The organism is Streptomyces sp. PA03-3a (genome assembly GCF_033792735.1).
GTDB lineage: Bacteria > Actinomycetota > Actinomycetes > Streptomycetales > Streptomycetaceae > Actinacidiphila.
The window spans coordinates 1-23,368 of record NZ_JARAVM010000027.1; the positions used below are offsets into that span (position 1 = coordinate 1).

Genomic DNA, 23,368 nt, shown 5'->3' on the forward strand with positions numbered 1-23,368 from the left:
TGTCGCAATCCACACCGAGCCAGAAGGCCCTCACCCATTTCAAGATCCCTCAGCCGAGAGATCCGTCACCAACCTCTGTGGACAGAACACCTAGGGCGTGTCGTCACATGCGCCGCGGGGCAGGCGAGCATTGGACGACACGCCCGAGGGGCGTGCGAGGGGCGCGCGGCAGCAGCCGACGCGATCCCCGCTCCCGGTGCCCACGAGGTTCCCTTGGGGCCGGCGGACGGGTAGCGTCGCGAGTCGTCCGGGACGCCGCCGCCGGCCCGGGACCGCGGGCACCGTGGATTCGCGGGTCCGGCAGGCGTACGCCGTCGGCGCTCGCACGCCCCCGCCGGACGGGTGACGAGGCGTGCGCCAAGGGCGGCCGAGGCCCCGCGGCGCGCAGGCGGGCACCGGTACCGGCCTGGCCCGCCAGGCGGCGCCGAGACGGCCGCCGGAGTGCCGTCGGGGAGCCGGAGCGGCCCGTGGCGGCGTCCCGGTGACGGCGTCCCCGCCCGCCAATCCCTGCCGGGGGACACGTCACACGGCTCACGGAAGCGGTCCGGTGGCGCAGGAGCACTCTCTCGGCCACTCCTGCCCCCAACAGCAGGTTTACCACCCCCGGAGCGCTGATCCGCCCCGTTCACGCCGTACCTCGCGCCGGATCCGGGCTGCTTGAGTGGATCACAGGGTCACCGCGGTCACGTCGTCACCGGCCGCCGCGGTCGCCTCCGTTCGTTCACCAGCCCTGCTGGAGGGGATGTGTCCACACTGGACAGCGCCACCGGTTCCGCCGTCGAAGAGCCCGCCCGTGATCCCACGGCCGAGCAGCTCACCAGCCTGAGCACCCGCGCGGCGCGCCAGCTCGCCACGACCACCAAGTCGCAGCCGCAGATGCAGGCCATCACCTCGCGATGGCTGCTGAAGGCCCTGCCGTGGGTGGACGTCAAGGGCGGCACGTACCGGGTCAACCGGCGCCTGCAACTGCGCACGAATCGCGGCCGCGTGCACTTCGAGCACAACGGGAGCGACGACATCCGCGTCATCCCGCAGTCGCTCACCGAGCTGCCGGTCCTGCGCGGCTACGACGACACGGACGTCCTGCGGGAGATCGCCGGCCACTTCCGGCCCCAGGAGGTACGCGCGGGCCAGGTGCTCTTCGAGGCCGGCCAGCCCGTGACGGAGGTGTACCTGGTCGTCCACGGCCGGTTCGCCCGCTACACCCGCGGCAAGTACGGCGACGAGGGGATCGTCGGGGTCGTCACGGACGGCGACCAGTTGGGCGACGAGGCCGTGGGGCAGTCCGATCCGCTGTGGTCGGCCTCGGTGCGGGCCGAGACCGCCGGGGTGGTCCTCTCGATGCCCTGGGCCGCCGTCGAGGACCTCACCGAACGGGCGCCCTCCCTCGGCGCGCACCTGCGGTCCTGGGTGGACCGGCAGCACCGGCCGATGAACCGCAAGGGCGAGGCCGATGTGCCGGTGCAGGCCGGCCACGTGGGCGAGCCGACGCTCACCGGCGGATTCGTGGACTACGAGCTCGCGCCGCGCGAGTACCAGTTGTCCCTCACCCAGACCGTGCTGCGGCTCCACAGCAGGGTCGCCGACCTCTACAACGACCCGATGGACCAGACCGAGCAGCAACTGCGCCTGACCGTCGAGGAGATCCGCGAACGCCAGGAGTGGGAGCTGGTCAACAACCGTGAGTTCGGCCTGCTGCACAACGTCGACTACGGCCAGCGGGTCAGCACCTTCTCCGGCCCGCCGGTGCCGGACGACATGGACGAACTGCTGTCGATGCGCCGCAAGACGAAGGTCTTCCTCGCGCATCCCAAGGCGATCGCGGCCTTCTTCCGGCAGTGCAACCGGCGCGGTCTGATGCCCGGCACCGCGACCGTCGACGGCCACGAGGTGCCGGCGTGGCGGGGGGTCCCGATCCTGCCCTGCGGCAAGATCCCGATCCGCGACGACCAGACCACCAGCATCATCGCGCTGCGCACCGGCGAGGCCGACCAGGGCGTCGTCGGCCTCTACCAGACCGGGATCCCCGAGGAGCACCAGCCGGGCCTGAACGTCCGGTTCATGGGCATCGACTCCGCCGCGATCATCAGCTACCTCGTCACCGCCTACTACTCGCTGGCCGTCCTCGTGCCCGACGCGGCAGGGATCCTGGAGAACGTCCAGGTCGGCCGGCTCCCCGAATGACGGCCTGGAGCGCCCCGTGACCACACACCCCACCGCCTTCACCCTGCCCGGACCTCCCAGCCCGGTGCGCGGCGCGAGAGCGCGGCGCACCGGCGCGATCCCCGGGCTGCTGTACCGGCCCGCGGTGCCCGCCGACCCGGAGAAGGTGCGGCAGGTCGACCTGCGGGTGGAGACCTGGGCCCGCGCGAACGACCTGTTCCCCTCGGCCTGGCAGGGCGACTTCGCCGGCTTCCAGTTCGGTCGCGCCGTCGTGCTCCAGCACCCGGGCGCCGCCGACCTGGACCGCCTCACCGCCGCCGGCAAGCTGCTGCTCGCCGAGAACATCGTCGACTCCTGCTACTGCGAGGAGGACGAGGGCCGCGGAGGAGCGCGCAAGGGCCTGGGCGGACGACTGGTCATCGCCCAGTCGGCACTCGACCCGTACCACGGCACGCCCGAACTGGAGGAGGAGTGGCGGCAGGGCGTCCGGGCGGACGGCCCGCTGCGCTCCTACCACCTCGCGCTGCGGGACTTCGCCGCGCTGGCCACACCCAGCCAGACCGACCGGTTCGTCCACGACGTCGCCCGGCTGCACCTGGGCTACCTGGCCGAGGCCGCCTGGGCGGAGACCCGGTACGTGCCCCAGGTCTGGGAGTACCTGGTGATGCGGCAGTTCAACAACTTCCGCCCCTGCCTGTCCATCGTGGACGCCGTCGACGGCTACGAACTGCCCGAGCCGGCCTACGCCCGCCCCGAGATCCAGCGGATCACGGCCCTCGCCTGCAACGCCACGACGATCGTCAACGACCTGTACTCCTTCACCAAGGAACTGGCCAGCGATCCGTCACACCTCAACCTCCCGCAGGTCGTCGCCGCCAACGAGCGGTGCGGGCTGAAGGCCGCCTACCTGCGCTCGGTCGAGATCCACAACACGATCATGGCGGCCTTCGAAGAGGAGTCGGCCCTGCTCTCGGCGACCTCGCCCGTCGTGGAGCGCTACGCCCGGGGGCTCGCCGCCTGGGTGTCCGGCAACCACGAGTGGCACGCCACCAACAGCCACCGTTACCACCTGCCCGACTACTGGTAACCACCGCCTGTGACCCACTGGCACACGGCACCCGCACCACGAGGAGCACCACTTGACCAACGCCCCTGCCGCCCGGCCCGCGGTTCTTCCGGTCCCGGCCCAGTCGACCTACCAGACCCGGATCGCGGACTACTGGAACGCCGAGGAGAACCCGGTCAACCTCGAACTCGGAAAGATCGACGACCTGTACCACCACCACTACGGCATCGGGGAGGCCGACACCTCGGTCCTCGACGAACCCGATCCCGGCATCCGGCGCAAGCGCCTCACCGCCGAACTGCACCGCCTGGAGCACGCCCAGGCCGAACTCCTCGCCTCCCACCTGGGCGACCTGTCCGCGGACGAACGCGTCTTCGACGCCGGCTGCGGACGGGGCGGCGGCAGCGTCGTCGCGCATCTGCGTTACGGCTGCCACGCCGACGGGGTCACCCTCTCCACGAAGCAGGCCGACTTCGCCAACGAGCAGGCCCGTGCCCGCGGCATCGGGCACAAGGTCCGCTACCACCACCGCAACATGCTCGACACGGGCTTCGAGACCGGCGGATACGCGGCGTCCTGGAACAACGAGTCCACGATGTACGTCGAGCTGGACCTGCTGTTCGCCGAGCACGCCCGTCTGCTGCGGCGCGGAGGTCGGTACGTGACCGTCACCGGCTGCTACAACGACACCTACGGCCAGGCCTCACGTGAGGTGTCCCTGATCAACGCGCACTACATCTGCGACATCCACCCACGCTCGGCGTACTTCCGGGCGATGGCGCGCCACCGTCTGGTACCGGTCCACGTCGAGGACCTGACCGAGGCCGCGATCCCCTACTGGGAGCTGCGCAAGAAGGCGGACCATCTGGTCACCGGCATCGAGGACACGTTCCTGACCGCCTACCGCAACGGCAGCTTCCAGTACCTGCTCATCGTGGCCGACCGGGTCTGACCCTTCGCACGGCGATCCCCGTGCCCGTGGACGCCGCCCACGGGCAACCGCCCCTCACCGGCGCGTGACAGCCGCGCCGGTGAGGGGCGCCGCGTCGGCGGCGAACGGGTCTTCCCGCGAGGAGACCCCTCAGCGGGCGGGTGGGGCCGGCCGTCTGAACCGCTCAGTGCCCGGGTGCGATCCACGTCCGGGCGAGTTCCGCGACCCAGGCGGCGGCCGCGTCGGGCGAGCGCGGGGGTGCGGCGACGACGACGACTTCGCAGACGCCTGCCGCGGTGAGCGCGGGCAGGTGCTCGGGTGTGCCGTCGCTCAGGGCGACGGCGACCGTGAGGTCGTCCAGGGTACGGCCGTGGCGGGCGCATTCGTCGGCGAGGACGGCCACACGGGAGGGGACGTCGACGACGGGGACGTTGAAGCCGTACCAGCCGTCGGCGAGCCCGGCCGCGCGCCGCAGGGCGGTGTCGCTGTTGCCGCCGATCACGACCGGGAGCCGGCCGCCGCGCAGCGGCTTGGGGTTGACCCGGATCGCGTCGAAGCGGGTGAACTCCCCGGCGAAGGAGGCGGGATCACCGGTCCACAGGGCGCGCATCGCGGCGAGGTACTCCTCGGTGCGCCGCCCGCGCCCGGCGAAGGGGACTCCGAGCGCCGCGAACTCCTCGGTGGACCAGCCGGCACCCACCCCCAGGGTGAAGCGTCCGGCTGAGAGCACGTCGAGTGTGGCGGCCTGCTTGGCGACCACGACCGGGTTGTGCTCGGGCAGCAGGAGCACACCGGTGGCGAGCTCGATCCGGCTGGTGACGGCCGCGGCGTAGCTCAGGGCGAGCAGGGGGTCCAGCCAGTCCGCGTCCGCGGGCACCGCGATCCGGCCGTCCGCGGAGTAGGGGTAGCGGGAAGCGGGCGCGTCCACCAGCACCACGTGCTCGCCGCACCAGAGCCTGGCGAAGCCGTGCGTCTCCGCCGCTGTGGCCACCGCCGCGATGACCTGCGGACGGGCGCCGTCACCGATGCCGAGCGCGTGCAGTCCCACTCGCATCCGCCACCTCCTGGCGGCACCCTAAGCGGCGAGCGCGGACGCGTTCGGGCGACGTGGCACGCCGTGCGCGGAGGCGGCACGGCGCGTCACCCGTACGGCCGGGGCCCCTCACCCCCTGCCCGGGCCCGGTGGGGGTGTCAGCCTTCGCGGCCGGGGAGCATGGCCAGGGCCTGGGAGCGCCGTGCGACGAGGTCGTCGTAGGTGCCGTCCCGCTCGGCCCAGCGGTGCATGAGGACGCCCTTCACGAGGAGCTCGCGCGGGGTGGGGTCCTGTGAGAGCAGGTGCATGACCTCGGTGGCGAAACCGTCGAGCGGCAGCGCGTGCGGGTTCACCTTCTCCTGGCCCGCCGTGGCGATGGCCGGGGGGACGAGCTCGACGACGCCGACACCGGTGCCGTCGAGCTGCGCCCGCAGTGCCTCGGAGTAGGCGTGCACCGCGGCCTTCGAGGCGGCGTAACTGGGCATGGGCGGGAACGGCAGGAAGGCGATGCCCGAGGTGACGGTGATGAACGTGCCGGCACCCCGCCGGATCAGGTGGGGGGTGAAGGCGTCGACGACCCTGATGGTGCCGACCAGGTTGGTGTCGATCGTCCTCTGGGCCACCTCGAAGTGCGCGGGGTCGCGCAGGTCCTCCGTGATCATGACGCCGGACATGGTCACCACGGTGTCCAGTCCCGGGTGCCGGGCGAGCACGGCGTCACGGAAATCCGCGACGGAGGAACTGTCGGTGACGTCGACGGGGAATGTGCCGAAGCCCTCCTCGGCGAGTTCCGACAGCGCCTGCGGGCTGCGGCCGCCGACGGCCACGGTGCTGCCCGCCGCGGCGAAGCGGCGGGCCAGCTCCCGGCCGATACCCGAGGTTCCGCCGACGACGAGCACGGTGCGGTTGGAGAGATCCACAAGATCTTCCCTTCAGTCCAGGGCGCCGGCGGAGCTCAGGCCCGCGGCGCGGACAGCGATGGCCGCTGTCTCTTTCGAAGCAGTGGTACCGAAGTCTCGACGGAATGCGCGGGGGGTGGCAGGGCCCCGGTCTTCCCTGGTCCTGGAAGGGCCCCCTCTGACCTCCGCGGACCGCATTACGGTGGCGGTATGAGGGATGAGGAATCCGGCAACCGGCTCGGCAGCTACCTGCGTGCCCGGCGTGAGCTGGTCTCCCCGGCGCAGGCAGGGCTCCCGCCCGGTGGCAATCGCCGCGTGCCCGGCCTGCGCCGTGAGGAAGTCGCCCTGCTGGCCGGAATCAGCCCCGACTACTACCTGCGCCTGGAACGGGGCCGTGACACGAACCCCTCGCCCCAGGTCCTCGAATCACTCGCGCGCGTCCTGCAGCTCGACGACATCGAGCGGACGTATCTGCTCGGCCTGACCGCGGCACGCCCCAGGGCGCCGCGCCGCAAGCGGCCCGAGCACGTACCGGCACGCGTGCACGAACTGCTCGCCCACCTTCAGATCCCCGCGTTCGTCGAAGGGCGCGCGTTCGACGTCCTGGCCTCCAATGCGATGGCGCTCGCGCTCTCCCCCCGCCTGCGGCCGGGCGAGAACCGGCTTCGTTCCCTGTTCCTCGACCCCGAGGAGCAGGCCTTCCAGCGCGACTGGACGAAGGCGGCCGCCGATTTCGTCGCCGCCCTGCGCACCACGATCGGGGACGACACGGACAACCCCCGGTTCGTCGAGCTCGTCGGAGAGCTCGCGCTGAGCAGTCAGCCGTTCCGCACCCTGTGGGCCCGCCACGACGTGCGCCGTCTGGACGGGGGCACGGCCACGGTGAACCACCCCGTCGTCGGTGAACTCCGCCTCCACCGCGACAAACTCCCCGTCGACGACGTCATCCTCGTCGTCTACTACCCGGACAAGGACAGCGACAGCGACGAGAAACTGCGGCTCCTGACCGCCCTCGCACAGAGCGGGTCCGCCGGTGCGGCGCACGACGGGCGGACGGACGCGCCACATCCGAAGGCACCCTGACGAGTGGGTGCCGGTCCGGGCGTCTGGAACGCTGTGCCTGTGCATGCTGATGATCAGGTCGATGAGGGCGTCTCCCCGGAGCTCGCGTGGTTTCTCCGGAGCGCCGTGGACCACCGCCCGGTGAGGATCGTTCCCGCCGTCTGCGACAGGTGTGGCGGGCGCGTGTTCTGCGTACTCGTTGACGATGTCGAGGGGGCAGCCGAGCGCGTGTGTGCAGGTTGCGGCGACCGCGCGTTCGTCGCGGACAGCGAGGAGTTCTGGGAGGACGCGGACCCCGGCGAGGCCGGCTGCCCCTGCGGGAGCGAGGAGTTCGAGACCGCGGTCGCGTTCTCACTCGCCGACGACGGTTCTGTCCGCTGGGTGACCGTCGGGCTGAGGTGCCGGCAGGACGGGGCCGTTGGCGTCTATGCCGACTGGAAGATCGATTACGGGCCCACGGACCACCTTTTCGGCATGGTTTAGGTGTCCACCTCTGGAGGACAGCGGAGCCCCGAAAGGACAGCGGGCCCAGATCGTTCGCCCCAAGCCGGCACTGAACGGCCATGCGTCATCCCGGTCAAGGCGCCCGGACAGGGGGAGGGGCGGTGGTCGATCGGAACCGGCGCATGGCTCGCCCTGCCTCGGTCAACCGCGAGAGCCCCGAGGCGCCGGTCCGAGACGATGGGCAGGCCTCGGCGCCGCCGCGCGCTCGACGCTGACCACGGGAAGGACCGTACACGGACCGGCGCAGATCCGGGGCCGGTGCCCCGGATCCGGTGGGTCGCGGCGGAGGTGTTCCGTCGGCGGATCCGGAACGCGCGCGGGTCTACCGGCAGTTGTCGTCGCGCCGCACGCAGGGCAGCGGGCCCCGCAGGAGCACACGGACGCAGTGCCTGGGCCTGCCCCCCGATGCCGGGCGGGCTTTCGGGGCCGCGCGAGCCCGCTCCGGAGCGCGGTCCCCGGTCGCGTCGACATACGCAGCCTGGCCGATTGGCGAACAGGTGACATGGCGCCTTTGCGTCAGCCCCTCCACCTGGCACGGCGTCAACCCCTGGCCCGACTGTGGCCGGGCACACGCCGGTGACGCTCGTTCATCGGGCGATCTCAGGGGAGTTGGTACAAGGTTATGCGATCCAGATCGAGGACCGCGGCCGTGGTCGCGGCCACCGCGGTGGCGCTGCTCGCCACCGGGCTGCCGGCCGCAGCCGAGCCGGAGCCGGTCGGCGGGACCGGCCGTCCGGCCACCGCGCCACCCGCGCCGCCCGGGCGGTACACCGTCACAATGATCAGCGGCGACCGGGTCGCCTTCACCGGCAGCGGGAGCGGACTCCAGGTCAGCGGGGTGACCCCTGGCAAGGGCCGCGGTCACATCGCGTTCACCCGGGCGAGGATCAACGACCACGAGTACGTGATTCCCGTCGACGCCACACAGCCTCTGGCCGAAGGGCGGGTCGACCGCCGGCTCTTCGACGTCACCGCACTCGCCGCGCAGGGGCTCGACGACGCCACCCGGACGTCCATTCCGCTGATCACGACGGCCCGGGCCGGCTCCGCACTGCGCGGGTCCACGCAGCGGGACACCTTCCCCGAACTGGGGCTGGCGGCCCGTACGGTCGCCAAGTCCGAGGCGACCGCGGCCTGGCGGGGCTTCCTCGCCGCCGGCGAGACGTCCCGCTCCGCCGCACCCGGGAAACTCTGGCTGGACGCCGAGGTCGAGGCCAGCCTCGACCGGTCCGTCGCCATGACCGGCGCGCCCGAGGCATGGCGCAAGGGCCTCGACGGCAAGGGCGTGAAGGTCGCCGTACTGGACACCGGGTACGACCCGGCCCACCCCGACCTGAAGAACAAGGTCGTGGCGGAGAAGAACTTCACCTGGGACGAGGACGTCACCGACCTCAACGGCCACGGTACGCACGTCGCCTCGACCGTGGCAGGAAGCGGCGCCGCCTCGCAGGGACGCTACAAGGGCGTGGCGCCGGGGGCCGGGCTGCTGATCGGCAAGGTGCTCGACGGCGGCGGTTCCGGCAGTTTCAGCGGGATCCTCGAAGGCATGGAGTGGGCGGCCGACCAGGACGCCGACATCGTCTCGATGAGCCTCGGCTCCAGCCTGCCGAGCGACGGCAGCGACCCGGTCTCCCAGGCCGTCGAGACCCTGTCCGCGGACGGCGGGCCGCTGTTCGTCGTCGCGGCCGGCAACGAGGGCACGCCGGGCAGCATCGGCACGCCGGCCGCCGCGCCGAGCGCCCTGACCGTCGGGTCGGTCACCAAGGAGGGCGGCATGTCCTCGTTCTCCTCCCAGGGCCCGGCGGTGACCGACGGCGGCGTCAAGCCCGAGATCACCGCGCCCGGCAGCGCGATCACCGCGGCCCGCGCGGCGGGCACCCTGGACGGGGCCGCGAACAGCGAGTTCTACGCCACGATCAGCGGCACCTCCATGGCGACCCCGCACGTCTCCGGGGCGGCGGCCATCCTCAAGCAGCGGCATCCCGACTGGGCCGCGCAGCAGCTCAAGGCGGCGCTCATGGGCGCGGCCGACCCGGTCGACGGCGCGGGCGTGTACGAGCAGGGCGCGGGCAGTGTGGACGTGCCCGGCGCGCTCTCCTCGCGGGTCACCGCCTCCCCGGCCGCGGTCTCCGCCGAGCTGACCTGGCCGTACGCCGGCAACCCGACCCGCACGGTGGCCTACCGCAACAGCGGGTCCAAGGACATCCGGCTGAACCTCTCCCTGACCGGGAACGCACCCGTCTCGCTCGTCACCCGCAGGCTGACCGTCCCTGCGGGCGGCACCGCCGAGGCGACCGTACGCATCGACACCGCCCGGGCGTCCGCCGGCGCCCACAGTGCCTGGATCACCGCGCGCGGCAGTGACGGCAGCACGGCGCGCACCCCCGTCGGCGTCGACGCGGAGGCACCGAGCGCCACCCTCACCCTCGAGGCCGCGGCCCTGCGGCCCGGCGTCGAGGCGGCGTACACCAACCTGGTGGTGCAGAACGAGAGGACCGGCGAGTCCCAGTTGGTCAGCCTCACCGAGGGGACCGAGGAACTGCGCCTGCCGGTCGGCGACTACCGGGTGTTCGGCGGGGTGTGGGAGTACGTCCGGTACGGCAGGGCGAGCGTGCCCGAGACGTCCGTCGCCGTCGCCCGGCGCGTCACCCTCACAGGCGACCGGACGCTGAGGACCGACCTGTCCGCAGCGAAGCCGGTCACCACGGGCATCGACGACCCGCAGATGCGGATCAACGAGTGGGGTTCGGCGACCGGGCTGGTCTCGTCGGCCGGCGCGGGCGCCCCGAAGGGCCTGGTCGCGCAGCTCTACTCCGGCGCGTACCGCTCCTATGCCGTGGGCAGCGCCAAGATCCCCGGACTGACGTACTTCTCCGCCGCCTCCTGGGAGCAGCCGTCCGTCCTCGCCACGACCGTCGGCGGCTCCGGCACCCCGGTGGACGTGCCGGTGGGGCTGATGACGCAGCGGACGGACTGGGACCTGGAGAAGCGGGTCACCGACGCCGGCGACGGCGGGGACCTGACGGGGCTCGAGATCGAGGACCGGATCGTGCTCCTGGAGTCCGACTGGAGCCTGCCCTGGGAGGAACTGGACGGGCGCTACCAGGCGGTCAAGGCGCACCGGCCGGCGGCGATCCTGCTGGCCGGCTCGGCGTCGATCGACGCGGCCGACCCCACGCTGGGCATCGGCGACCACGGCGTGAGCCTGCTGCGCGAGCGCCTCGCCAAGGGCGAGGTGACCCTCCGGATCAAGGGGGAGCGCAACGGCGAACGCACCTACTTCACCTTCCACACCCATGACGACGGGGTACCGGCCGGCGCGAACTGGCAGGACCGGCGCCGGGACCTGGCCCGCGTGGACCACAGCTTCCGTACCACCGGGTACCCCAACGACCCCAAGGGGATCTACGGATGGGTGACCTACCGCGGACTGAATCTCGCCCAGCAGTCGACGGTGTTCCGCGCACCGCACCGGATGACGGCGTACTACACGCCCGAAGTGCCGTGGACGACGGCCACGTTCGAGTACGCGCTGGAAGCCGGCCCGCTGGGGGCCCAGTACACCGACCCGACGGTCCTCCGCCAGGGACGCACGGTCACGGACAACTGGCTGACCGCGCCGTTCAACCCGTCGCTGTCGGTGAACGGACCCGACGGCCGGGCGCAGGCCACCCGCGCGGGGGACAAGCTGCGTCTCGCGCTGCCGATGTTCTCGGACGCGGCGGGCCACCGGTCCGAACCGCTGCGGATCGTGGAGTCCGGCGAGACGGTGCTGCGCGACGGATCGGGCAAGGTGATCGCCCGTAACGACGAGCCGGGACAGGGCGTCTTCGACGTGCCCGCACGCGGCCAGTGGTACGAGCTGACCTCCTCCGCGCACCACGAGAGCCCGGAGTGGAAGCTGGGCACGCACATCAAGGACACCTGGCGCTTCCGCTCGGAGCACACCGGTGGCGAGCGTCCGCTGCCGCTGCTCGACACGCGCTACGACATGGCCGGGCTCGACGGAGACAACTCGGTCCCGGCCGGCCGGGAGTTCACCTTCGGCCTGGGCATCGGCCGGCAGTCCGGAGCGAGCGGCGGCGCCGGCGTCGAGCGGGTGTCGGTGCGGTACTCCACCGACGACGGAGCCACCTGGCACACCGCCGAGGTCCGGGGCCGGGACGGCGACCGGCGGGTGACCGTGCCCGCGACCGGCGCCGGCTGGGTCTCGCTGCGGGTGACCGCGGCGGACCGCTCCGGCGCGTCGTTGACGGAGACGGTCACCAGGGCCTACCGCGTCGGCTGCCCCGAGGAGTGGTGCGGCTACGCCCCGGCGTGGCCGCACTGGCCGGCCGGATAGTCCGCGACCGGCACGGCGCCGGTGCGGGCGGCCCGCAGGGGCGGCTCGCACCGGCGCACGGCCCGCGAGAGCGGCGCCGGCCGTGTCTCCGTTACGGCCCGGTGAACCCGACGGCGGGCCGCTCACCGGTGCGGTGTGCAATGCCCGGGCCAGGGCGACGGGTGGGGCGGCGCGGCCTGCGCGGGGTCACTTGCCCCGGCGGATGCGGGCGGCCTCGCGGGCCGCCGCCATCTGGCGGGCCTCTGCCGCCTTGCGCGACTCCCGGCCGGGCCTCGTGCCCAGGCCGCGGAACGGGGCACCACCACGGGCCGGCGTGCTCGCGGCCGGTGCGCCCGCGACGGGGACGCCGGACGGGGCCTTGGCCCCGGTGATCCGGCTCAGCGCCGCCTCGCCGGAACGCACCTGGGTGATCGTCGGCCGGATGCCCGCGTCGGACATGAGCCGGGTCACGTCGCGGCGCTGGTGAGTGGTCACCAGGGTCACCACCTGGCCCGACCGGCCGGCCCGCGCGGTCCGGCCACCGCGGTGGAGGTAGTCCTTGGAGTCGCCCGGCGGATCGACGTTGACCACGAGGTCCAGGTCGTCGATGTGGATGCCCCGGGCGGCGACGTTGGTGGCCACCAGCGTCGTCACCTCGCCGGTCTTGAAGCGGGCCAGCGCCCGTGTGCGCTGCGGCTGGGACTTCCCGCTGTGCAGGGCCGCCGCCGGGATCCCGGAACCCTCGAGGTGCCTGGTGAACTGGTCGACCGCGTGCTTGGTGTCCAGGAACATGATCACCCGGCCGTCGCGGGCGGCGATCTCGGTGGCGGCGGCGTACTTGTCGGCGGCGTGCACGTACAGCACGTGGTGCTCCATGGCGACGACGGTCGCGGCCGAGGGGTCGACCGAGTGGACCACCGGGTCGGTCAGGTAGCGGCGGACCAGGAGGTCGATGTTGTTGTCGAGCGTGGCCGAGAACAGCATCCGCTGGCCACCGGCCCGCACCTGGTCCAGCAGCTCGGTGACCTGCGGCATGAACCCCATGTCGGCCATCTGGTCCGCCTCGTCCAGGACCGTGATGCGCACGTGGTCCAGGTGGCAGTCACGGCGCGTGACGAGGTCGCTCAGTCGCCCGGGCGTCGCGACGACGACCTCGGCCCCCGCGCGGATCGCCCCGACCTGCCGGCCGATCGACAGGCCGCCGACCACGGTGGCCAGCCGGAGGTCCAGCGCCCGGGCGTAGGGGGTGAGCGCGTCCGTGACCTGCTGGGCCAGCTCACGGGTGGGCACCAGGACCAGTGCCCGGGGCCGCTTGGGCTCGGCGCGCTGTCCGGCCGTGCGGGCCAGCAGCGGCAGGCCGAAGGCCAGGGTCTTGCCCGAGCCGGTACGCCCCCGGCCGAGCACGTCCCGGCCGGCCAGCGCGTCCGGCAGGGTGGCGGCCTGGATGGGGAACGGTTCGTGCACGCCGAGATCGGTCAGGGTCTTCAGCAGGGCCGGCGGCAGCTTGAGCTCCGTGAACGCCGTCATCGGCGGCAGCGCCGGGGTCACCGTCACGGGTGCCGAGAATTCTGCCTGCGGGCCGGCGGGCCGTTCCTTGCCGCCGGAGCGGCCGGGGGCCTGCGGGCGCGAACGGCCGGCCGGGCCGGAGCGGTGGTCGTTCCGGGGCGAACGGTTCATGGGCGAACCTTCCTCGACGGGGCACGCATCGAGGGAATTCCCGGCGGAATGCGCGGCCGGGGAGTCGCCAGAACGAGCCGAAGACAAAACGGTGACCGACAGCGGGTGGTCCCGTCGATACCGCGTGGGGTCCAGCTGCGTCGTGCGTGCCGACGCCGGGTACCGATGCCTGCGGGATCGCACTTCCCCGCGAGTTTACCCGCCCGGCCCGATTCTCCGTGCGGGCCCGCGCTGAGCACGGCTGCGAGGCGGCGGGAGGTGCCAGACTGGCGCCATGGACAGGCCGCAGACCGTCGACGCGTACATCGAAAGGATCACCGGGAAGAGCCGGGAGGTGCTCGAGCAGGTACGGGCGCTGGCTCTCGAAGGGGCTCCGGAGGCGAGCGAGGCGATCAAGTGGGGACATCCCGCCTGGGTGCACCCGTCCGGGACCATCCTGTTCGTGGCCAGTGCCCACGCCAAGCACGCGAACGTCGTGTTCACGCCCGGCACTCGCGAGGCCTTCGACGCCGACCTGGACGGCTTCTCGACCGGCAAGGGCTCGGTCAAGCTTCCGTACGGCCGGCCCGTCCCTGTCGACCTGCTGCGCCGCATGATCGCGTTCCGTGTCCGCGAGCACGAGGACGACGGCGTGCTGTGGATGTGACGCCCGCGGACTCGCAGGGCACACCACCACTGCGGTGATGCGGTCATTGTCGGTGCCCGAGCCGTGCGGTGTTCGGGGTCGGTGGTCATGCCCCAACGGTGCGGCCGGGCGGGGCTGCCCTGAGGCACGGATAGGCGGATGATCCCCGGTGAGCGGGGCCGCCGCTGACGGAGGTACGTGCCGGGACCGCGGGTTCGGACCCGGTGAATGGCGCGGAGCCGGGCTGATGCTTGACTCGGCAAGTATGTTTGCGGTTGTGTGTTGCTTCGCCCGGGTGGTGTGCCTGGGGTCCTGCGAGGCCCCCTTGCCGACTGCCGACCCCGCGTGTGCCGGGCCGGTTCTGCGAGGCGACGACGGGGTCGGCCTCCCCGGTGCGCCGTGGCACGCGTTGCCACGAGGCCCGGACATCACCCACCCGCCCATGGCTCCCCGACCGAAGGACAGTGCAGATGCAGATCGGATTTGCGATCCCCTATCTCAATAACGCCGCCCACGAGGTGGCCCGGGCAGCCGAGTTCGCGCGCGAGGCGGAGAAAGCCGGGGCCGCGAGCCTGTGGGTGGGCGACCGGAACTTCGTCCCGGTCCATCCCAAGGTCGGGGCGGGCGGCGTGGGCAACTACATTCCCGAGGTGTACCGGACGGCCGCGGACCCGTTCGTCATGCTGGGCATCGCGGCGGCCGTGACCGAAAGGGTCAGGCTCGGCGCGCACGTCCTGATCGCGCCGCTGTATCCGCCGGTGCAACTGGCCAGGAGCCTGACCACGATCGACCTGGTCAGTGGAGGCCGCCTGATCCCGGGCTTCGGCGTGGGCTGGTCCCTTGAGGAGTTCGAGAGCGCGAACGTGGACTTCCGCAAGCGCGGCGCCCGGATGGACGAGTTGCTGGACGCGCTGGAGCTGCTGTGGACCCGGGATCCGGTCGAGTATCACGGCGCACACATCGAAGTGCCCCTCCAGTACGCTCCGTTGAAGCCCGTACAGAAGCCGCGGCTGCCGTTCTACCTCGGTGGCTTCTCCGGTGCGGCGCTCAAGCGCATCGGCCGGCGGGCCGACGGCTGGCTTCCCGCGTGCGTGGTGCCGGAATATCTCGACGTGGACGCGGTGCTGGCCCAGCGGGCGGCGATCCATGCGGCGGCCGCAGAGGCAGGGCGCGACCCCGGCGAAATCGACACGATCATGCGCGTCAACCCGTCCGAGGGCGTGCCGGTCGGCCGGCTCGTGGACATCATCAAGATGCTGGGCGAGCGGACCGGTATCGACCATTTCATGATCGAGAACATGACCGCTCCGAACGTCGACGCCACGTTGGAGGAGATGGCGCGGGTACTGGACCTCGTCGCGCGCGGCTGACGCTCCCGCGGGTCTGTGGGCGGGAGGCGGTCCCGCCTCCCGCCCCCCAACACGCCGGCCCCGCCCGCGTCTCGACACCGGGCGCGCCCTGCCGGCATCCGGGGCGGCAATGGTTCGCCGGCTGATCGTGCACGGCTTCGACCCGTTCGCGCCGGGTCGTGGGGTCGACGTGCTGAGATCCCGGATGTGAGGCTGCGGGAGCCCGAATACTTCGGAGGCGTTGCCGACGCATCGAGCAGGCCATCCCCTGGGGCGCATCGCCCGCCCCTACGCACGGCAACGTGCGGAGTCGTCGCCAGCGGATGACGGAGCAGCCGGGGTGACGAAATGCGTGATGGATGGCGTGATCTTGCCGGCGGGAGTCGACTGGCTGGCATGATGTCGCCATGGCGGCGGACGGCGTGGGTCGGTATCGGGCGGGCGAGACAGCGCTGATCGTCAAGGTGCCCGAGGCCGAGCCCGTCGTGGGCGGATGGCGTGAGCGGTTCGACGTGTCGGCGGAGGCCGGGGTCCCGGCGCACGTGTCGGTGCTCTATCCGTTTCTGAACCAGGACCGCATCGATGATCAAGTCTTGGGTGTCCTGGGGGAGCTCTTCGGATCCCACAGGGCTTTCGATCTTCGTTTCGGGAGGTGCGGCCGCTTCCCCGGGGTGCTCTACCTCGCCCCGGAGCCGGACGAGCAGTTCCGGGCACTCACCCTGGCCGTCGCCGACCGGTGGCCGGAGGCGCCGCCCTATGGGGGCCGGTTTGCCGAGGTCGTTCCACATCTGACGGTGGTGGACGGCCAGGAGCCGAGTGTGCTGGACGCCCTTGAGGCCGAACTGGCGAGTCGACTGCCGGTCGCGACGCACGTCAGTTCGGTCCAGTTGTGGGTCTTCGACGGCATCGTGTGGCGTGAACAGGCGGATTTCGCCCTGCGTGCACCACGGGTCTCCGTTCCGCGAACTTGAGCGGAGTCGCACCATTGCCGTGACGGGCAACGCTGACCGGGTTGGTGCCTATGGCTGGCAGCAGCGCCTTCAGACGACGACTTCAAAGATTCGCTCAAGGCCGTCCACCTCGTCCCACTGCTCCCCGACCTCCACGAAGCCGAACCCGGAAATCGTGGCCAGAGACGGGGTGTTCTGGGGGCTGATCGTCACCCTGGCCGTCCTGACTCCGGATTCGGCGGCGGCGCGACGCAACAACTCGGTCAACATCGTCCTGGCGTACCCCTGACGACGGTGGCCGGGTGCCACCGAATAGCCGATCTCCACCATGCCCGCCTCATCGGGCGGCCCGTGGAACCCGGCGTACCCCACGACGACGCCTTCGGGCTCGGCCACCACGGCTCGGGTGAGCCACCCTGCGCTACGGGGGTCCGAGGCCAACTGGTCGACCCGATACCGCCAGACCCACTTCGCCTGATCAGTGAGGAAGTAGTCCGTGAGCCCGACTCCGGCTTCGGTACTGGCACCGGCGAGGTCGTCGTCCAGCAGGGCGCTCATGGCCGTGCCGGTGAGATCGACGAATCTCACCGACCTCAGGCCGGCGATGGCTGGGGACCGGTGGGTGTGTTCATCTGTCACAGTGCGGATGGTGTCGAAGCCCTCCGCAGCGTGTCCAGCGGTTTGGCCCTGGGCCTCGGGTGCGCCGTCGCTCGCGGGGTGGGGCCGGACCCGACACCACGACCCGGGACGCGGAGTCACGCTGCCGGGCAGCGGCCGTGGAGGAGTTCCACGCCGTCTCCTTCGAGGTCGTCGCAGGAGGAAGCGCGTCCGGTCGTTGCCATGATCAGGGCCAGGGTGGGGCCGGAGACGAGGGGCCCGGTGCCGGTGGTGAAGGGGCCGTCGTCGGCGACGAGTTGCAGTCCGTCGACGCGTCCCTTGGCGAGGACCACGAGGTCGGAGCCCCGGTAGTACTCGGCGACCCGGGTCACGGCCTCGATGGGGTAGTCGTGACGGATGCCCAGCGGGAGCCGGATGTCCTCGGCATGGACGATCGTCTCGCCGAGCATGGCGATGGCGGGCAAGGGGGGCTTGGTGGTGCTGGGGATGATGCGGCGGAACCGTCCGAGGGTTTCGCCGGGTGTGGTGCCCAGTTGCTCGGCAAGTCGCATGGCGACCTGCTTGTCGAAGTCGAACCTGCAGCGGATCACTCCGGCCATCCAGCGCACGGCATTGAGGCTCGCTGACGCGGTGAGGTGCGCCAGCACCTCACGCACCGTCAATCCGCTGCAGAGCGATGGCGTTGTCCAGCGCTCGTCGCTCAGATCTGCGAGGTCGGCCGCCAGGGCCGCTCGCTCGGCGCGGATCAAAGGCCAGACCCCGGTCCCGTGGTCCTGGTCTGCTGTCAGCTCCGGATCGGTCATGGGGAAGAGTCTCCTGTCACGGGTCGTGCGCTGCATCGCGGGCGGGCCGAAGCGGGGCCTCCGGCAGGGGGCATTCGTGAGGGAGACTCTTCCTTGCGGGCGAAGTCATCGCCCGCGAGTCACGTCTCCTGCAGTTCCGGCAGTCGCGCGAAGGCGCTGGACTCGAGATCGCTCCAACTGAAGGGGGCGGCGGTGCCGCCCACCACGCCGTCGGCGTAGGCGGCGGCGGAGGGGAAGGATCCCGAGGTGTGGGCCATCTGCGGGTGCTCTCCAGGCTCGGTCGTCGGCCGGGGGGCAGGGCGTCCGCACAGTAGCAGCACGTCGCCGACCGGGCCGGCGTGGTCGGCGAACGGCAGCGCCGACGACATCTCGGAGCCGGCGGGCCATGGCAGGAGGCCGCGTGGGGCACTGTGGTGCGTGACGCGCCGGATCGCGGACAGCTCCTTCCGCGGACCGCCGAGCACGACGCCGAAGTCGTGGTGCTGTTGGGCGCGGAAGTGGTGCGCTCACCGCCGTGGGCCGGCAACGCGACACGCCGTGACGCGAAAGCGCGTCACGGCGTGTCGAGAGGCGTGTCGAAGGGCTTGGCGGATCGGCCGCACCCGGGTGTGGTGCCTCCTGGGTGCGGCCGGTCCGGGTCAGCAGGTGGCGTCGAGGCCCGCCCAGTTGGCGCGGTCGTTGTAGCCGCCGTCGCCGGCGTCGCCGACCACGAGGTCGAGGACCCGGACGCCGGTCAGGTCGACGTCGGCCTGACGGGTGTCGTCACGGGTCAGCACACCGCTGTCGAACAGCACCTTGCCGTCACCGATGACCTGGAAGGTGGACGTGCCGCCCTCCGGGCCGACGTTGCGTACCGCGTCGTCGATGCCGACGGTCGCGGTCAGCCGGGTGCACCGGTCCCCGAGGTAGTAGCGGATCGTGGACGGCGAGGCGACCCCGATGCCGGTCGGGTGGACCTGGCCGAGCATGCTGATCGGCGACCAGCCGCCGACGCTCAGGTCGACCGTCGGGCTCATCCAGCCGCTGGTGGCGCTGATCCACTGGTGGTGCGAGAGCGCGACGTCGCCGTCAGGTGCCGCCGGTGCGACGACTATCGCTGTGGACGTCTCCTGCCGCAGCCGCTTCTTGCCGGTCACCTCGTACGAGGTGGTGGCGGTCAGCGTGACGTTGCCGGGCGCGGCGCCTGCCGGCAGGGTCACCGTGAAGGCGAAGGTCGCGGAGCGGTTGGAGTCCAGCAGCTTCGGAGCGTTGCCGATGGGACCGGCCGTCCAGCCGGCGGGCACCGCCAGGTCGACCCGCGGGGTGAAGACCGGCTGCGCACCGTCGTTGCGGACGGTGACCTCGACCCGGGCCTGGTCGCCGCCGGCGACCAGCGGGGCGGTTCCGGCCGGCACCGTGTCGCCGCCGACCTGCGTCAGCTGCGGCAGACCGGCGACGACGTGCGGAACACCGGGCGTGCCGGTGGCCCGGCCGACCCGGATCAGAGCCGCGCCGTGGGCCGGGACGGCGGCACTGATGGTGCCGGCGCTCTCGGTGACCTGGTTGGTCCAGGCGTTCTTCAGGGTGAACCGGTCCCCGGTGAGGCCGACCGACGATGCCTTCGTGGTCAGGGTCGCAGGGCTCTCGCCCCGGTTCAGCAGCACGACGGCACGGTCACCGTTGGCCAGCCGCTTCACCCAGGTCTCCGTCGTACCGGCGGGGCCGACGCGGACGGCCTGGACGACGGCGGGGTCCTGGTTGATCGCGAGCACATCGGGGTCGGAGAGAGTGCTGAGCGAGGTCTTGCCCAGCTTGGTGACGTCGCTGCCGATGATCAGCGGGGCGGCCGCCACCGACCACAGCGTCATCTGGGTGCGGAACTCCTCGTCGGACATCCCGTGCTCGGGACCGAGGTAGTCCGGGTCGTTGAAGTGCCCGGGACCCGCGGCCTCGGGATGCCGCGCGTTCGCGTCGTAGTTGCGCAGCACGTCCTTGAACTTGATCTCGTCGACGAAGCCCACGTCGGTGTACGTCCGCCAGGACTGCGCGATCTTCGGCGCGTAGCTCCAGGAGTACGTCGACTGCTGCTCCTCCGGGTAGTTGCCCCAGTCAGGGGAGGTCACCGGGTTGCAGAGGTTGAAGATCATGGGGCGCTTGCCGGCGTTGTTCCGCAGCGCCTGCGCGAACTCGGTGTAGACGGTCTCGGGGTCGAGGTCCGCGGCGATCCCGCAGAGGTAGTCCACCTTGACCGCGTCGAACTTCCAGGCCGCGAACTGGTCCGCGTCACGCTGGTAGTAGCCGTGGCTGCCCAGCCCGCACTTGCCCGGGATGTAGGGGCCGGCGTCGGTGTAGATGCCGGCCTTCAGGCCCTTGGAGTGGATGTAGTCGACCAGCGGCGACAGCCCGTTCGGGAACTGAGCGGGGTTGGGCGTCAGGTCGCCGGCAGCGCTGCGCGGGGTCGGCGCCGCCCAGTTGCCGTCGATCCAGACGTACTGGTAGCCGGCGTCGCGCAGGCCGCTGGTCACCAGGAAGTCGGCTGTCGACTTGATCTCGGCCTCGGTGGGATCGCCACCGAACGCGTAGTAGGTGTTCCAGCCCATGTACGGCGTCGGGCTCAGCACCTGCCCGGCTGCCGGAGTCCCTGCCGTGGCAGTGGCGGCCGCCGGGCTCGCGTAGGCGGGTGCCGGCAGCGCCAGCAAGCCGGCCACGAGGGCGAGGAGGGCGGTGAGATGTCGTTTCACATCGGATCCTTCGCTGTCCGATCGATCAGGCGTGCCGACCCGTCCCGGTCATGACCCTGAGGTGCCGCTCCCTCGTCGGGGGTGCGGCGGTGTCCTCGGACCCGTCCATGCCCGCGCGCCTGCGATCTCGTTTCCAGGATCCTGCAGGGGTTACGGGCGTGCGTCAATAATAATTCCTAAATTAAGAGTTACTGGTGAGGCCGGGTCGCGCAGCCCAACCGTCACCAATCGGACCATCCATGAGGTGACGTCAGATAAGGCATATGAGGAGACCCGCGGGGTCTGTGCCGGCGGAAGCCTTTGCGGCGGAGGGCCACGGCCCTGACCCGCGACGTCTCACCGTGACGAACCACGTACCGGCCGGTGCCGTCCACCGCCGCGGTTTCCGCGGCGGCGTCCCCGTGCCAGCCGCCTCCCTGTATACGAACGGCCGCATCAGCGCGGTGCCGGGACCGGTACAAGAGGGCGCTCGGCTTCCATCGGCTGTACGAGGTTGCTCGGCGTGATCGGGAGGCGAGGGGGCGCGGCGCGGGTGCGGGACACTTCGCCGGGTGGTCCTCACCCCGGCAACCGACTGGTCGTCCGGACACCTTCCCGGCCCCTGTGCTCCCGGCACGGCCGCCCTGGCTCGTGTGCTCGGCCCTCCCCGGCCGTGGGACGGCACCGGGTTCGCCGCGGGTCGGCCCGCGGATAGGCTCGGCGGATGCGCCAGTTCACGGACATCGCAGTGCTGTCGGGGATCGTGCGGGAGGCACTGGGATCGGGAGTCGACGTCGTCGGGGTGGACCGGTTGCGTGGCGGGAGCAAGAAGGGGGTCTACCGGGTTCATGTGCGCGGTTCCCGTGCGGCGAGTGTGATCGTCTACAGCTGGGCCGAGGGCGAGAACTTCTGGCCGGCCGCGGAGGGCGTCGACGCGGCCCACCCGTTCGCTCCCGCCTCCGGACTGGTTCCCTTCCTGGCCGCTCAGCGGAGGCTGGACCGCATCGGGGTCCGGGTTCCGGCACTGGTCCTGGCCGACGACAGCCGGCGCCGCCATCCTGCCGACGTCGCGGTGGTCGAGGACGTTGCGGGACCCACGCTGGAAGCACTCCTGAGGACGGATCCCGCACGCGCATCAGATGCCCTGAGCGAACTGGCGGCCATGCTCGGCGTGATGCACCGGCAGCGCGGTCGCCGCTTCGGCAGGGTGGACGTGCTGGAGCGGGGCGACAAGGCGAGCGGCGATTCGTGCGAACAGGTCGTGTTCGAGCGTGCCCTCGAGGATCTCGCGGAGGCGGCCGAACGCGACCCCCGGATCGGATCGGCCGCGGCCCCATTGCGTGACCGCCTGCAGGAGCTGGCCGCACGGGTCTCCCCGCGCGCGGAACACAGGCTGGTCCATGGCGAACTCGGGCCCGACCACGTCCTGGTCGATGCCCACGGACACCCCGTCCTCATCGACATCGAGGGCCTGATGTTCTTCGATGTCGAGTGGGAGCACGTCTTCTTGCAGCTCCGCTTCGGTGAGCGTTACCCGGCCCTGTCGCGCCCCGGGCTCGATCCCGCACGGCTCGACCTGTTCATGCTCGCGATGCGTCTGTCCCTGGTGGCCGGCCCCTTGCGCATCCTGGACGGCGACTTCCCGCACCGCGCACTGATGCGGGGCATCGCCGACCACAACGCGAAGGAGGCGCTCGCACTGCTGACCCGGTAGTGCCGCGTGCCTCGACGCGACGGTGCGGTCGTGTGGTGCGCTGGCGAAGCGGCGGGCACGGCGGGCATGAAGGGCCGCGAACCACGCCCGGTCGCACAGCCGCAAGGGTCGAGCTAGGCGGGGAAGGCGAAGAGGCGGTACTGCGAGACCTCGACGAAACCGAAGCGCCGGTACAGGGGTTCGCCGGCCGGGCTGGCGGCGAGTGCCGCCAGCCGCATACCGCGGTCCTGTCCCACACGGAGCGCCGCCGCGGTCAGCGCCTTGCCGATGCCGCGTCGGCGGTGGGTGTCCGCCACGTGGACGATGAAGATCCCGGCCACGTCGTGGGCCGCGATCACCACGGTCGTGCCGACCACGCGGCCGTCGAGGACCGCCGCCAGTCGGACGATGTCCGCGTTGTCCCGACGCTGTGACTCGACCCGCACGATGTCGGACTCGAGGCCGGGTGCCACCCCCATGGACGCGCTGTAGGTGCGCACCAGCTCCGGCAGATGGTCGCGATCGGTCACCGCTTCGATCCGCAGGCCGGCCGGTGGTTCCGTCGGGTCCATTTCCTGGTCGAGCGGCCTGACCATCACGGGGATCGTGGTGAGTTCCGTCGCTCCGTGTTCGGCGAGGGCCGCCGACGTGTCCGCGGGGCTGTCCGGGCCGACCCACCACCACCAGGGCACTCCCGCGAGCCGCTCTCGCGCGGTGGTCGTGAGCTGCTCGACCGCATCCAGGGAGCGGAGGCGGACCACCCCGTTGAACTGCGGTGCGGCCAGGCCGCTGCGGAAGTGTTCGAGGTCACTGTCCCCGTGTTCCGCTGGGCCCCAACCAGTCAGGTACTGGCGGAAGTTGGCGGTCACGCGGGCCAAGGTCCCGGCGTGCCGGAGGTCTCTCGAGGTGTGCTCTTCCGGGAGTGCGCCCTCCGTGAGCGGTACGTCGGCTCCACTTGCTGCGTTCGTCATGCGG

Annotated in this window: 18 protein-coding genes and 1 pseudogene; 11 read left to right on the forward strand and 8 right to left on the reverse strand. The window is 71.7% G+C overall.

The genetic code is table 11. From position 1 onward, the window contains the following. Window positions 1-744: 744 nt before the first annotated feature. From PV342_RS28460 to PV342_RS28470, 3 genes are read left to right on the forward strand one after another with little or no spacing between them, the layout of a single operon-like run. Window positions 745-2,184 (forward strand): family 2B encapsulin nanocompartment shell protein, encoded by a 1,440-nt coding sequence (locus PV342_RS28460; RefSeq protein ID WP_500319142.1) that lies wholly within the window; start codon window positions 745-747, stop codon window positions 2,182-2,184. Between the two features lie 16 nt (window positions 2,185-2,200). Continuing rightward, complete coding sequence (locus PV342_RS28465; RefSeq protein ID WP_400806249.1) at window positions 2,201-3,250, forward strand: family 2 encapsulin nanocompartment cargo protein terpene cyclase; 1,050 nt, start codon at window positions 2,201-2,203, stop codon at window positions 3,248-3,250. A gap of 52 nt (window positions 3,251-3,302) precedes the next feature. Then, the gene (locus tag PV342_RS28470) at window positions 3,303-4,181 is read left to right on the forward strand and encodes a geranyl diphosphate 2-C-methyltransferase (protein ID WP_018557596.1); all 879 of its coding nucleotides are present in this window, start codon (window positions 3,303-3,305) and stop codon (window positions 4,179-4,181) included. 163 nt (window positions 4,182-4,344) lie between these two features. On the opposite strand, the gene PV342_RS28475 is transcribed toward PV342_RS28470, so the two are convergent. Beyond that, on the reverse strand, window positions 4,345-5,214 hold the full coding sequence (locus PV342_RS28475; protein ID WP_500319145.1) for an LLM class F420-dependent oxidoreductase: 870 nt from the start codon (window positions 5,212-5,214) through the stop codon (window positions 4,345-4,347). Between the two features lie 137 nt (window positions 5,215-5,351). Continuing rightward, window positions 5,352-6,113 carry an SDR family oxidoreductase gene (locus PV342_RS28480; protein ID WP_500319147.1) on the reverse strand — a complete coding sequence of 254 codons (762 nt, stop codon included), beginning with the start codon at window positions 6,111-6,113 and terminating at the stop codon, window positions 5,352-5,354. Window positions 6,114-6,302: 189 nt separating this feature from the next. On the opposite strand from PV342_RS28480, the gene PV342_RS28485 reads away from it, so the two are divergent. The 3 genes from PV342_RS28485 (at window position 6,303) to PV342_RS28495 (ending at window position 12,000) form a co-directional block, all read left to right on the forward strand. Beyond that, window positions 6,303-7,175 carry a helix-turn-helix transcriptional regulator gene (locus tag PV342_RS28485; RefSeq protein ID WP_392612501.1) on the forward strand — a complete coding sequence of 291 codons (873 nt, stop codon included), beginning with the start codon at window positions 6,303-6,305 and terminating at the stop codon, window positions 7,173-7,175. Between the two features lie 39 nt (window positions 7,176-7,214). Continuing rightward, window positions 7,215-7,637 carry a hypothetical protein gene (locus tag PV342_RS28490; protein ID WP_500319149.1) on the forward strand — a complete coding sequence of 141 codons (423 nt, stop codon included), beginning with the start codon at window positions 7,215-7,217 and terminating at the stop codon, window positions 7,635-7,637. Window positions 7,638-8,307: 670 nt separating this feature from the next. Next, on the forward strand, window positions 8,308-12,000 hold the full coding sequence (locus PV342_RS28495; protein WP_500319151.1) for a S8 family serine peptidase: 3,693 nt from the start codon (window positions 8,308-8,310) through the stop codon (window positions 11,998-12,000). Between the two features lie 186 nt (window positions 12,001-12,186). Here PV342_RS28495 and PV342_RS28500 read toward each other — a convergent pair whose 3' ends face one another. Beyond that, window positions 12,187-13,656, reverse strand: a complete 1,470-nt coding sequence (locus PV342_RS28500; protein WP_500319153.1) for a DEAD/DEAH box helicase — start codon at window positions 13,654-13,656, stop codon at window positions 12,187-12,189. Window positions 13,657-13,930: 274 nt separating this feature from the next. On the opposite strand from PV342_RS28500, the gene PV342_RS28505 reads away from it, so the two are divergent. The 4 genes and pseudogenes from PV342_RS28505 to PV342_RS28520 all read left to right on the forward strand — a co-directional run bounded on the left by PV342_RS28505 (window position 13,931) and on the right by PV342_RS28520 (window position 16,601). Continuing rightward, window positions 13,931-14,302 (forward strand): iron chaperone, encoded by a 372-nt coding sequence (locus tag PV342_RS28505; RefSeq protein WP_500319154.1) that lies wholly within the window; start codon window positions 13,931-13,933, stop codon window positions 14,300-14,302. Between the two features lie 449 nt (window positions 14,303-14,751). Then, the gene (locus tag PV342_RS28510) at window positions 14,752-15,651 is read left to right on the forward strand and encodes a TIGR03619 family F420-dependent LLM class oxidoreductase (protein ID WP_500319156.1); all 900 of its coding nucleotides are present in this window, start codon (window positions 14,752-14,754) and stop codon (window positions 15,649-15,651) included. Between the two features lie 112 nt (window positions 15,652-15,763). Then, window positions 15,764-15,841: pseudogene (locus PV342_RS28515) on the forward strand (aminoglycoside phosphotransferase family protein); the annotation flags it as partial. Between the two features lie 196 nt (window positions 15,842-16,037). After that, entirely contained in the window at window positions 16,038-16,601 is a 564-nt protein-coding gene (locus PV342_RS28520; protein ID WP_500319158.1) for a 2'-5' RNA ligase family protein, read from the forward strand. A gap of 69 nt (window positions 16,602-16,670) precedes the next feature. Here the strand turns inward: PV342_RS28520 and PV342_RS28525 are convergent, their stop codons facing one another. The 4 genes from PV342_RS28525 to PV342_RS28540 form a co-directional block, all read right to left on the reverse strand. Next, entirely contained in the window at window positions 16,671-17,219 is a 549-nt protein-coding gene (locus PV342_RS28525) for a GNAT family N-acetyltransferase (RefSeq protein WP_500319160.1), read from the reverse strand. A 116-nt stretch (window positions 17,220-17,335) separates the two neighbouring features. After that, window positions 17,336-18,001 carry a maleylpyruvate isomerase family mycothiol-dependent enzyme gene (locus PV342_RS28530; protein ID WP_500319162.1) on the reverse strand — a complete coding sequence of 222 codons (666 nt, stop codon included), beginning with the start codon at window positions 17,999-18,001 and terminating at the stop codon, window positions 17,336-17,338. Window positions 18,002-18,120: 119 nt separating this feature from the next. Continuing rightward, window positions 18,121-18,258 carry a hypothetical protein gene (locus PV342_RS28535; RefSeq protein WP_400806226.1) on the reverse strand — a complete coding sequence of 46 codons (138 nt, stop codon included), beginning with the start codon at window positions 18,256-18,258 and terminating at the stop codon, window positions 18,121-18,123. A 381-nt stretch (window positions 18,259-18,639) separates the two neighbouring features. After that, window positions 18,640-20,721 (reverse strand): NPCBM/NEW2 domain-containing protein, encoded by a 2,082-nt coding sequence (locus PV342_RS28540; protein WP_500319165.1) that lies wholly within the window; start codon window positions 20,719-20,721, stop codon window positions 18,640-18,642. A gap of 703 nt (window positions 20,722-21,424) precedes the next feature. On the opposite strand from PV342_RS28540, the gene PV342_RS28545 reads away from it, so the two are divergent. Further along, the gene (locus PV342_RS28545; RefSeq protein WP_500319167.1) at window positions 21,425-22,414 is read left to right on the forward strand and encodes a phosphotransferase family protein; all 990 of its coding nucleotides are present in this window, start codon (window positions 21,425-21,427) and stop codon (window positions 22,412-22,414) included. 113 nt (window positions 22,415-22,527) lie between these two features. Here PV342_RS28545 and PV342_RS28550 read toward each other — a convergent pair whose 3' ends face one another. Continuing rightward, on the reverse strand, window positions 22,528-23,262 hold the full coding sequence (locus tag PV342_RS28550) for a GNAT family N-acetyltransferase (RefSeq protein ID WP_400806219.1): 735 nt from the start codon (window positions 23,260-23,262) through the stop codon (window positions 22,528-22,530). Window positions 23,263-23,368 lie beyond the last annotated feature (106 nt).